The 12,023-nt window shown below is 30.6% G+C and carries 10 protein-coding genes; 2 read left to right on the top strand and 8 right to left on the bottom strand.

Annotation, left to right across the window (positions count from 1 at the left end; genetic code table 11):
* Positions 1–167 precede the first annotated feature (167 nt).
* The 4 genes from ACN0WB_RS01910 to ACN0WB_RS01895 form a co-directional block, all read right to left on the bottom strand.
* Complete coding sequence (locus ACN0WB_RS01910) at positions 168–314, bottom strand: hypothetical protein (protein ID WP_417428280.1); 147 nt, start codon at positions 312–314, stop codon at positions 168–170.
* Between the two features lie 40 nt (positions 315–354).
* The gene (gene feoB / locus ACN0WB_RS01905; RefSeq protein ID WP_417428278.1) at positions 355–2,385 is read right to left on the bottom strand and encodes a ferrous iron transport protein B; all 2,031 of its coding nucleotides are present in this window, start codon (positions 2,383–2,385) and stop codon (positions 355–357) included.
* A 91-nt stretch (positions 2,386–2,476) separates the two neighbouring features.
* Complete coding sequence (locus ACN0WB_RS01900) at positions 2,477–2,731, bottom strand: FeoA family protein (RefSeq protein ID WP_417428276.1); 255 nt, start codon at positions 2,729–2,731, stop codon at positions 2,477–2,479.
* A 131-nt stretch (positions 2,732–2,862) separates the two neighbouring features.
* The gene (locus ACN0WB_RS01895; protein WP_417428274.1) at positions 2,863–3,744 is read right to left on the bottom strand and encodes a GLPGLI family protein; all 882 of its coding nucleotides are present in this window, start codon (positions 3,742–3,744) and stop codon (positions 2,863–2,865) included.
* 127 nt (positions 3,745–3,871) lie between these two features.
* Here ACN0WB_RS01895 and ACN0WB_RS01890 point away from each other — a divergent pair, with 127 nt between their 5' ends.
* Positions 3,872–4,366: a DinB family protein gene (locus tag ACN0WB_RS01890; protein WP_417428272.1), complete on the top strand. Its 495-nt coding sequence runs from the start codon at positions 3,872–3,874 to the stop codon at positions 4,364–4,366.
* A 72-nt stretch (positions 4,367–4,438) separates the two neighbouring features.
* On the opposite strand, the gene ACN0WB_RS01885 is transcribed toward ACN0WB_RS01890, so the two are convergent.
* On the bottom strand, positions 4,439–7,132 hold the full coding sequence (locus tag ACN0WB_RS01885) for a carboxypeptidase regulatory-like domain-containing protein (RefSeq protein ID WP_417428270.1): 2,694 nt from the start codon (positions 7,130–7,132) through the stop codon (positions 4,439–4,441).
* Between the two features lie 148 nt (positions 7,133–7,280).
* Here ACN0WB_RS01885 and ACN0WB_RS01880 point away from each other — a divergent pair, with 148 nt between their 5' ends.
* A complete protein-coding gene (locus ACN0WB_RS01880; protein WP_417428268.1) occupies positions 7,281–8,162 on the top strand; it encodes a cupin-like domain-containing protein in 882 nt (293 codons plus the stop codon).
* Positions 8,163–8,349: 187 nt separating this feature from the next.
* On the opposite strand, the gene ACN0WB_RS01875 is transcribed toward ACN0WB_RS01880, so the two are convergent.
* From ACN0WB_RS01875 to ACN0WB_RS01865, 3 genes are all read right to left on the bottom strand, one after another.
* Positions 8,350–8,742, bottom strand: coding sequence for a hypothetical protein (locus tag ACN0WB_RS01875; RefSeq protein ID WP_417428266.1), 393 nt, complete (start codon positions 8,740–8,742; stop codon positions 8,350–8,352).
* A 59-nt stretch (positions 8,743–8,801) separates the two neighbouring features.
* On the bottom strand, positions 8,802–10,598 hold the full coding sequence (lepA, locus tag ACN0WB_RS01870) for a translation elongation factor 4 (RefSeq protein ID WP_417428264.1): 1,797 nt from the start codon (positions 10,596–10,598) through the stop codon (positions 8,802–8,804).
* 135 nt (positions 10,599–10,733) lie between these two features.
* On the bottom strand, positions 10,734–11,954 hold the full coding sequence (locus tag ACN0WB_RS01865) for a T9SS type A sorting domain-containing protein (protein WP_417428262.1): 1,221 nt from the start codon (positions 11,952–11,954) through the stop codon (positions 10,734–10,736).
* Positions 11,955–12,023 lie beyond the last annotated feature (69 nt).

The raw sequence follows: 12,023 nt of genomic DNA, 5'->3' as shown, positions 1-12,023 counted from the left end.
ATTTTTAAATTTTTTAAGAGATAAATTTTTTCTGACAATTTTAAATAAATAAAAACCCGCAAAAAGAAAAACAAATCCGATGATGATGTATTGAAAAACTAAAGAATTCATAATCTTAGAATTAAATTAAAAAAAAGTTTACTTAAGAAAGTTTTATTTAATGGGAATCAATGTCCGCATTCTCTGTCACAGCCAAATTCGCCTTTCTTTTGCTTTTTAGTAGAAAAATTTTCTGTAATTATTTTAATTAAATAAAATGCCGCAAAAAGAAAAACGATTGCGATAATGATGTATTGTATAATTAAAGAGTTCATAATCATAAATTTACGATTTTAAAAATAATTAAAAGAAAATTTATTTAAAAATCTGATAGACGACGAGCGACGCAAAATATGCCAAACCAGACATTCCCAAAAGTTGAGCCAAAGTCCAGCGCCAAGATTTTGTTTCTTTAAAAACTACTGCAATCGTAGAAACACATTGCATCGCGAAAGCATAGAAAATTAAGATAGAAAGTCCAGTTGCAAAATTGAAAACTTTTTCGCCATTGGATTTTGTGTCATTTCGCATTTTATCAATCATTCGCGTTTGTGGCGCGTCTTCATCCAAAGAATATAAAGTGGACATTGTTCCAACGAAAACTTCTCTCGCAACAAAACTTGTTAAAATTCCAACGCCCATTTTCCAATCATAACCAAGTGGCGCAATTGCAGGTTCGATGGATTTTCCCATTTTAGCCAAGTAAGAATTTTCTAATTTTACATCTGTAGAAACAAATTGTTTGCTTTGTTTTGGCGGTCCAAAATAACTGAAAACCCAAATAATAATACTTACAATGAAAATGATTTTTCCTGCGCCTGTAATAAATTCCCAAACTTTGCCTAAAGTCAATTTAAAATTATAACGCCAAAGCGGCATTTTGTAAGCGGGCAAATCCATCACCAGAAAACTTTTTGAAGTGTCTTTGATTACTTTTTTTAAAATTAACGAAGCCAAAAGTGCCATGAAAAATCCGAGAAAATACATGAACATCAACATTAATGCTTTGTATTGAATTCCTAAAAATGTTTTATCTGAAATGACTAAAGCAATAATAATACTGTAAACCGGAAGTCGCGCAGAACACGTCATAAAAGGCGTTACCAAAATAGTAATCAATCTTTCTTTGACATTTTCAATGTTTCGTGTGGACATAATTGCGGGAATTGCACACGCCGTTCCAGAAACCAGCGGAACGATACTTTTTCCATTTAAACCAAAAGGTTTTAGGAATCTGTCCATTAAGAAAATAACACGCGCCATATAACCGGAATCCTCCAATAAATAAAGGAAATATAATAAAATCCCAATTTGCGGTGCAAAAACCATAATTCCACCAATTCCAGGAATTATTCCATTAGAGATTAAAGAATTAATTGGTCCAGCTGGAAGATGATTAGATGTAAAATCAGAAAAAACCAAGAAAAATTCTTCAATCCATTTCATCGGATATTCTGCCAAAAAGAAAACACTTTGGAAAATCAGTAACAAAACAAGTGCGAAAATTAAATATCCGAAAACTGGATGTACTAAAACTTTATCTAACTTCTCGGTTAGAAGTTCTTTAAATTGCGGTTTTTTAGTTAAAACTTGAGCGACAATCTTATCTATTTTTTGATAACGCCGAACAGTTTCCTGTGCCTGTAAACGTTTCGGAACGAGACATTTTACATCATTCTGCATTAACTGATCATTAACGGTTTCTAGTTTACCGAGATAAGTTTCAGAAGATAAAAGCGTCCAAACTTTATATTGATTGCTTTCGTGAATATTTTCTAAAATTTTAAAGACCAAGCCTTTTTGCTCCATCGGAATTTCAAAAGAAACTTCTTTAGAAACAGAAAATTGTTCTTTAAAAACAGCTTTTCTAATATCTTCAATTCCAATATTTGCTTTTGCATTGGCTTTTATAATTGTTACATTCAGTAACTTGGAAAGTAAATCTAAATCTAAATTAACACCTCGTCTTTCCGCTTGATCTATTTGATTTACAACTAAAAGAGTTGGGATTCCTAAATCTTGAATCTGTTGAAAAAGCAACAATCCTCTTTTAATACTTAAAGCTTCTAAAACATAAACAACACCAGAATAATTTGGCTGTTCATCTATTAAATATTTTGCAAAAATTGCTTCATCTTCTGAACCTGGATAAACGCTGTAAGAACCAGGTAAATCTATCACTTCTACTTCCTGTTCGTTATAAGTATAGCTTCCAGAATGACTTGCAACAGTTACACCTGCGTAATTTCCGGTTTTTTGTTTTTTATTACAAAGCCAATTAAAAATAGTGGATTTCCCTACGTTTGGGTTTCCTACTAAAATTATTTCTTGTTTGTTTTTGGACATTTACTTAGAAATTAGATGTTAGACATTAGATGTTAGACTAAAATCTAAACTTAAATTGATTAGAAATCTTCAGTGATTTATATTTCAAAAATTAAAGAGTTGCTTTTACAAATATATATTGTGCTTCTTCTTCTCTTAATGCAATTCTACTTTTTTCTTCACCAAACTCAATGTAAAGCGGTCCTTTAAAAGGTGCTTGATAAAGTATTTTGAATGTAGTTTCAGGTAAAAGTCCCATTTCAATAATTTTTGTGGGCATTTTTAGATTATCATTATCATAACCTTCAATTCTCCCGATAATATTTTTCGGGAAGCAACATAATTTATTAGAAATATCTCCTTTCAATGGTATAATTTGAAGTGCAAATATAGTTATTTAAATTTAATCTAAATAAGGATTTTTCAATTAAAGATAAAAATCATAGAAAACCCAAAAACATTTCTGTTTCTGGGTTTAGAACTAAAATTATTTTTTATTTATTTCTTGGGTGAAGAAGAAATTTCAATAGGATTATCATTTGAATTAAAAAAATCTTTGGCAATTTTCTCTTGTTCTTTTAAGTATTGTCCGAGAGTTACATCACTTCCCGGCATTTTTCTATTCATAACTTCCGCATTACTCATATATGGTCTCGCTTCGGCAAGTGGATCCGCTTTGAAATTATTATAGGCTTTTTCAAATCTTTCTTTAGATACAATATTCACTTTAGAACTCATTCCATATTTTTCATTTATTTTTTCTGCTTCGGTTTGTTCAGAATAATTTTCAAGTTTTTTATTGCCTTTTAAAAGCCAAGAATAATTATGTCCAGAATCTTCAATTTTAACAATTAAACCTGGCAAACCAGAAAATTTATACGGTCCATCTTGAAAAGGAATATCTGTGGAAAACCAAGCCGTCCATTGTCTTCCTCCAAAATCTGCAGTCGCTTTTTGGGTGTTGTATTCTCCGATTTTTTCTTTTTCGGAAGAAATTTTCCAATTAAATTTTAAATCTTCTTCATATCCGAATAAATTTCGGCTAATTCTGTCTTCATAAGTGGACTTCATTGATGGGTAAGATTTTATTACTTTATAAGTAAACTTTGGTAAAACTAAAGATTTAGAAATATCTTTCCATGTTTTGGTTTTTTCCATTTCATCAACTGCCACTTTAATTAAGGAATCTTGCGCTGGAAGAGTGTAATCTTGGTAAATGGATTTATCTTTACTAATATCTAAAACCGTCATTACTTTTTCCAACTTTGCGGAGTCTTGTTTGGGTTTGAAGGTAAGTTCATAAAAAAAACGATTCGCTGTTGTTTGTGCATTTAAAGCAAAAGCAATCATTAAAAGAACTATAGAAAACTGTCTTTTCATTGTAATGTTATTTAATCTAATTAGTAGTTATTTTAAAAAATTGTTACATAACTTTGAAGAAGTTTTTAAAATTTCTCACACATTTTAATAAATAAAGAAATCAAAATTAATTTTAAATAAAACAGAAATGAACACTTTACAAAATTTAAAAACAGAACTTTTGGAAGAATATGAAACTACAAAAAAGTTTCTTGAAGTTTTCCCCGAAGGTAAAAATGATTATGCACCACACAAAAAAAGCATGAAAATGATGCCTCTTGCAACGCACATTACAGAAATTTTTGCTTGGCCAGAAATTATTTTTAAAACTGAAAAATTAGATTTTGCCACAGGAGATTACAAACCTACTTTTTTAAATAAAAAAGAAGAACTCATCCAAAAATTAGAGCAAGATTATAATAAAGGAAAAAATGCTTTAGAAAACGCAAAAGATGAAGATTTAACTAAAAGATGGACGATGAATAATGGAGAGACCGTTTTAATGGATTTCAGTAAATATGGAGCAATTCGTCACGCTTTAAATCAAATTACGCATCACCGCGCACAACTCGGCGTTTATTATAGATTAAATGATATTGCTTTACCGGGAAGTTACGGACCAAGTGCAGATGAAAACTTTTAAGAATAATAATTTTAAATCAAAAAAAATCCTGCTTTTTATTGAGCAGGATTTTCTATTTAATAAAGGAAAGTTTTATTTAAAATTAAATTTCACCGTAAACATTACCTGAGTTGGTCGAAGTTGCATTCTTGTATAAGATTGATTCAAAGCGTCATTATTAAATCTTTCAAACACTTTTCTGTTAGTAATATTTAACCATTTTAATTCAAAATCTATTTTCTTTTTCGCCCATGTGTATTGATAAGCAATATCGTAAAATGCATTATGATAGCTGGTTAAACCTTGCGCAGAATTTATTTGATCCCAATTAAAAGTAACGGTATTATTTTCTAAAGGATAAAATGCTGCAGTTAAATTGTGATTATATCCCGTACTTTTTGATTGGTTAAACTGGTTGTCTTGTTTGCTCCAAGATTTTGTAAAATTAAAATCTAAACTCATCCAAGAAAAATAAGCGTTATTAAATTTAAAGCCAAAAGATTGTGAAGTAGATTTATTAGTAAACCGAACATTATCTTGCGAAGAGTCTGAAGTACTTTCAGAATTGTTTCCGTTGATTGAAGCATTGGTTTTAAATTTTGGGAAATATTTTCCCACTTCTACACTTTCTCTATTAGAAACACTTGTGTTGTCTGAAACAATATAATTTATAACCGTAAATCCAGAAGCATCAATAGAAGGCGACGCCAAAAGATTATTTTTATTGTTTGAATAATTATAACGAACATTAAAAAATAAATTGTTCAGTGGATTTCTATACTCAATTCTCGGTCCGAATCCTTTTGAAAATGTTTCAGAAATAGGCGTATTTGCAGCAATTGAACCCAAATTGGTTGGACGAGTTAATATATTTCCTGAATAAGCATTATTAATATCTCCAAAATTATAATTTAAACTCCCGAACAAACTGGCTTTCCAAAATGAAGCGAAAGAATATTGTGCGAAAGCATTGGGTTCAAAAGTAACTTTATTAAAAGATTTTGAAACATTTCTTTGTGGATCTTCTGCGTTAATGTTATTTAATTTCACTGGGAAATTAGAGTACAACATCCAAGCGTCATTTTTATAATTAATTCCAACTGCAGCGTAAGGCGTTGTTGTGGTATATTTTAAATCATTAACATATTTATTTGGATTGAAATTTACTACAGAGGTGTTTAATCCAATTAAATTGGATGTCAATTTATTATAAACATAATCTAAACCCACTTCTGGTGTAAAAGTCCAGTTTTTCATACTAAAACCAATATTTGCAGAATGACTTGCTTCAAAAGTTTTTAATCTGAAATTCTGTTGTACAAAATTTTGATTAACATCAAAGATTTTATTTCCCGTATTATTTTCAAAAGTTAAATAATTAACTGGTGAAATTTGTAAAGTTTGAGAATCATCTTGGTAATTAATGTAAGACATTAAATTTACCATTTTTTCTTTCCAAGGAATAATTGTACTTAATGAGTTTTGAAAAGAAGAAGTGGGAGATTGTGTTGCTTCAGAAGCATTTCCATTAATTCCATTTGCAACACGATTTACAAGTGCGCGATCACCGTTCCAAAATTGGGAAAAAGTTGTGGTGTTTTTAAAAAACCCTTTTTTGGCATTTTTAGTAAAAATAACTTCACCTTTAACTTTATCTGTGTAGTAATTATTTTTTAGCGTAGTTTCGGTGGTATTAATTTGTTGGCTTTGTAAGTTATATCTATTAACTAATTGATAGGATTCTCTTGCAACCGCATTATTTGTATAACTTGCATTTACTTTTAGTTCCCACTCTTTTTTAGTGTCTATATTTGTTAAATAATTGGCTGCTAAATAATGTACATTATTAAATAAATAACGTTTTTCTGGCAAATTTGGAACAGAAGCATTTTCTACACCCAGCCAATTATTTTGCGAAACACTACCTCTTCTTCCTTCATAGCGATTTCCAACAGAAAGAAGATTTCCATCATTTTCTACAGATTCACCATTGTTATTGGTTTTATAATTCACAACCCATTGGGATTTTTGTCCAAAAAACATCGGTGTTAATTTCACATTATAAGTCCATGGATCGCCGAAACCAGTTCCTATTTCTCCACGACCGGTCATTGTAACAGATTTTTTTAATTTTACATTAATAGCTGCATTCTGTGAAGGGACTTTATCTTGAAGCATTTTTATCGGTTGGTGATTTTCCATCACTTCCACTTTTTGCACAGCATCTTTTGGTAAAGCATTATTAATACTTCCATAAGCGCCTTCCATTAAATCTTTTCCGTTGACATAAAATTTATTAATGGGTTCACCTTGATAAAGAATTGAACCATCTGTATTCACTTCAATTCCTGGAATTTTCTTTAAAACATCGGCTAAAGAACGGTCGCTTTTATTTTCAAAAGCTTTTAAATCGTAAGAAATCGTATCACCACGTTTGGTGATCATTTTTGTTTTGATTTTTACTTCTTTTATTTCTGTAGCTTGAGATTCAAGTTTGAAATTAGAAGTTTGAGTAGAATTTGAAAGTGATTTTGTAACAGGTTTTTGGTTGAACGCTTTTATTTTTAAATCTACATTCGGTGCAGAGGTTGTAAATGTTACTTTATATTCCCCTTTAGAATTAGTAATAGAATACGCAATAATTGCATCTTTTCCAGCTTCTTCAATGGTGACACTTGCACTTGCGATTGGTTCACCATCAGAATCTGTGATTTTACCAGAAATGGTGTGTTGCGAAAATAAAATTCCCGATACTGAAAGCAGTAATAAAAATAAAAGTTTTTTCATGTAATAAATTTCTTCTCAATAAGTCTTTAAAACACAACTCTTGTTACAAAGTTTTTATTCAAATTATAGACTTATGATTTTTAAATAACCAATTAGTTAAAATATTCTATTAATTTTTTTAATAAATTTGCTCTTTCAAGATAAAATTATGGCGCTTCATTTAAAACCAATTGATATTGTTGAAGATATTTCTAAAGAAGATTTTTACAATAATTATCTAAAACCAAGAAAACCTTTGGTTATAAAAAACATAGCAAAAAAGTGGCCCGCTTACCAAAAGTGGACAATGGACTACATGAAAAAAACTGTCGGAGATGTAGAAGTGCCACTTTATGACAGTTCAAAAGCAGATCCAGCTGCACCAATCAATTCTTCTGCAACGAAAATGAAATTTGCAGATTATATCGATTTAATACAAAAAGAACCAACAGATTTAAGAATTTTTCTTTTTGATCCCATAAAATCTGCGCCAAAATTATTAGAAGATTACATTTCACCTACAGAATTAATGGGTGGTTTTTTAGATAAATATCCTGCCATGTTTTTCGGCGGAGAAGGTTCTGAAACTTTCCTGCATTTTGATATTGATATGCCGCACATTTTCCACACGCATTTTAATGGAAGAAAACATGTGCTTTTGTTCGATTATAAATGGAAAGACAGATTGTATAAAATGCCTTATGCAACTTATGCATTTGAAGATTATGACATCGCAAATCCAGATTTTGAAAAATTTCCTGCATTAGATGGAATAGAAGGAATTGAATGTTTTCTAGAACATGGCGACACACTTTTTATGCCGACCGGTTGGTGGCATTATATGAAATATTTAGACGGAAGTTTTTCAATTTCGCAAAGAGCTTGGGATAAATCTTGGGCGGTGAAAGCACATTCTCTTTATAATTTAATTATTCAGCGAAATATTGATAATATTCTGAAGAAAAAATACAAAACGCGATACATGGATTGGAAAGAGAAAAAAGCCGTAGAAACCGCAAACAAAGCTCTGAAAAAAGGTTTACCGAAATAGGTTTTAAACCACAAAAGGAACAAAGGTTTTGTGTGATTAAAAGATTAAATTTCTCTGATTTAAAGCTTAAATAAAGTTTTTGCTAATTCGCGGGATTTTTAAAAAATTGAACTTCTTTTAGAAGAAAGTAATTTTTAAAAGTTTACCGAAATAAAACTGAAACACCTTCAGAAATTTAAAAATTTTTTTATTTTTTTGATTTTAATAATTTCCACCCATCTGTAGAATAAAGCGCTAAGAAAATTAAAACAGGTTGGAAAAATAATCTTCCTAATCTTTTTTCGTCTGTGTTTAAACCACAGCCATCTAAATGATTTGTGTATTGATGAATATTTCCAGGGAAAATTAAGACATAAAAAATTGCTAAAATTAAACCAACATATTCTTTTTGTTTTACTAAAAAAACCATCGCTAAACCAAAAGAGATTTCTACAATTCCAGAAGAAATGACGGTGAAATCTTTTGAAAACGGAACAAAATCTGGAACCTGCGCTTGAAATATTTCACGTACAAAAGTTAGATGACCAATTCCTGCAAAAATCATTGCAATTCCTAAAGCTATTCTGAGGAAGTTTTTCATACTAAAATTTTAAATTATTTTCTGGAATTTTAATATTTGTGGAATCCTTATTTAATTGATTAATCATTCAACTTCAAAACCGCCATAAACGCAGATTGTGGAACTTCTACACGACCAATTTGCTTCATTTTTTTCTTTCCTTCTTTTTGCTTTTCAAGCAATTTTCTTTTTCTGGAAATATCGCCTCCGTAACATTTTGCAGTTACATCTTTTCTTAAAGCTTTTATAGTTTCACGAGCAATTACTTTTGCTCCTAAAGCGGCTTGAACAGCAATATCAAATTGCTGACGCGGAATTAATTGGCGTAATTTTTCACACATTTTTTTCCCAATATTATATGCGTTGGAATCGTGAATTAATGAAGAAAGCGCATCTACCATATCGCCATTAATTAAAATATCCATTTTTACCAATTTCGAGGCGCGCATTCCAATGGGGTGATAATCAAAAGAAGCGTAACCTTTTGAAATGGATTTTAAGCGGTCATAAAAATCAAAAACCACTTCAGCTAAGGGCATATTAAAAACCAATTCTACACGTTCAGAAGTAAGATAACTTTGGTTTACAATTTCCCCTCGTTTCTCAATACATAAAGTCATAATTGGTCCAACAAAGTCTGATTTTGTTATAATCGATGCTTTTATAAAAGGCTCTTCTACTCTGTCTAAAATAGTTGGATCCATCATTTCTGAAGGATTATTTATGAGAATCGGTGTTTCAGGATTTCTTTTGGAATAACCAAGGTAAGAAACGTTTGGAACCGTTGTAATTACATCCATATTAAATTCCCGATCCAATCTTTCCTGCACAATTTCCATGTGAAGCATTCCCAAAAATCCGCAACGGAAACCAAATCCTAATGCCGCAGAACTTTCTGGTTCGAAAACGAGGGAAGCATCATTTAATCTTAATTTTTCTAATGAAAAACGCAACTCTTCAAAATCTTCAGATTCGATGGGATAAATTCCTGCAAAAACCATCGGTTTTACTTCTTCAAAACCTTCAATTGCTTTTTCCGCGGGATTAAATACACTTGTAATTGTGTCTCCAACTTTTACTTCGCGTGCATCTTTAATTCCAGAAATAATGTAACCCACATCGCCGCAAAGAATTTCTTTTTTTGGCAATTGTTTTAATTTTAAAGTTCCCACCTCATCGGCTTCATACGTTTTTTCTGTAGCAAAAAATTTAATTTTTTCACCTTTCGTAATTTTTCCATTTACTACTTTAAAATAGGCTTCAATTCCACGAAAAGGATTGTAAACCGAATCAAAAATTAAAGCTTGAAGTGGTGCATCCGGATCTCCGACAGGTGCTGGAATTCTAGTTACTATATGTTCTAAAAGGTCTAAAACGCCTTCTCCGGTTTTACCAGAAACGCGCAGAACATCTTCATATTCGCAACCGATAAGATTCATGATTTCGTCCGTTACTTCTTCGGGATTTGCAGAAGGAAGATCAATTTTATTTAGAACAGGTATAATTGTTAAATCATTTTCTAAAGCCAAATATAAGTTGCTTATCGTCTGAGCTTGAATACTTTGTGCAGCATCTACGATAAGAAGCGCACCTTCGCAAGCTGCAATAGAACGTGAAACTTCGTAGGAAAAATCTACGTGTCCGGGAGTATCAATTAAATTAAAAATATATTTTTCGCCTTGGTACTCATAATCCATTTGTATGGCGTGAGATTTTATGGTAATTCCGCGTTCTTTTTCCAAATCCATATCATCCAAAGTTTGAGATTGTAATTCTCTTTGGGTAACTGTATTGGTATATTCTAAAAGACGATCTGCTAAAGTTGATTTGCCGTGATCAATATGTGCAATGATGCAGAAGTTTCTAATGTTTTTCATGAGTTTGTTGTAGTGAACAAATTTACCACTTTTTTTAAGTAATTTTTTAAACTAAAATTCTTGGGTTTAGTTTCATTTTATCTCTTAAAAAAAGAAATATTGAAGAATTTTTAAATTTAATTTTTAATGAAACTATTATTTCTTGATAAATTTAAAACTCTTAACTCCGTTTTGTGTTTTTATTGTTAAATAATATAAACCTTTTTGAAGACTTTTTATATCTATTTTGTTTGAATTAAATTCTTTAGAAAAAACTAATTTTCCCGTACTATCAGAAATAGTCAAATTATAAATATTATTATTCTTAACATTTTTAATATAAATAAAATCTGAACTAGGATTTGGGAAAATTTCTAAATTAATATCAGATTTTGCTAAATCATTTAAGCCTAAACCAGAATCTGTCGCTAACCAAGCTGTCGCATTTAAAAGCAAAGGTCTGTGATTTCCATTCGCATCTCCTGTATAACCATTATAAAGTGAATCTCCAGAATCTCCCGTTCCATCATCTGGAACTGAACTATCTCCTAAAGCACAAACTTTCCCAGTTCCATAAGTTGCTGTTGCAAACATTACATTTACCAAACCAGTTGTAGAAGAACCAGATTTAAAAATTAAACCTTGCACTGTGGGATTGTTTGTGGTATTTAAAGTCATGGTTGTACCATTAAAAAAATCCATCTGAGTGGGAGTTCCAGAAGTGCCATGTAAAATGGTATTTGTGAGGAAATTTGCAAAATTAGTTGTAGCTCCAGAAATATTTGCTAAATCGAATGTAATACCAAAAGGATTGGTTTTCACCGTATTGGTACTAAAAAAATCATTCCAAATATTGGGAGAATCCCATCCATCTTTGTTTCTATCACTTATATTATGATCACTAATAATAAAAAGTCCTCCTCCATTTTTTACAAAATTTACCAGTGCATTTTTTTCTTCAAGTGCAAATTGAAAGTTGGGCTCATCTATTATAAATACTTTGTAATTGGATAAATCCTGAGAATTAGTTTTGTCTCCATAGGTAATTTTTCCATTATATGGCAATGTTTCAACTGTGTAACCTAACTTTACTAAATCTACAGCCCACGCGCTCAAAGCACCTTTCCAATAAGTTTCTGGTGTATTATTAGTAATTCCACTTTGTGCGGGAGTTGGAATTTGTTGCGGATTAGAATCACTTCCACCTGTTGAATAAGTCCCTAAAGAAGTTGCTTTTAAATTATTTGTATCGGCATCAATTACCCAATCTGCATTACTTGCCATTTCTGCTTTTGTAGCATCAAACAAAATTTTAATTTGTGCTTTTGCAGTAAAAGCCAAACAGAAAAGAAATATAAATATTAATTTAATTTTCATTGTTAGAATTTTTTAAATAAATAAAACATCTTTCATTTAAAAAAGATATTTAAATAAAAAAATCCCGAT

The organism is Halpernia sp. (genome assembly GCF_048269545.1).
GTDB lineage: Bacteria > Bacteroidota > Bacteroidia > Flavobacteriales > Weeksellaceae > Halpernia.
This window is presented reverse-complemented; position numbering and strand designations above follow the sequence as displayed.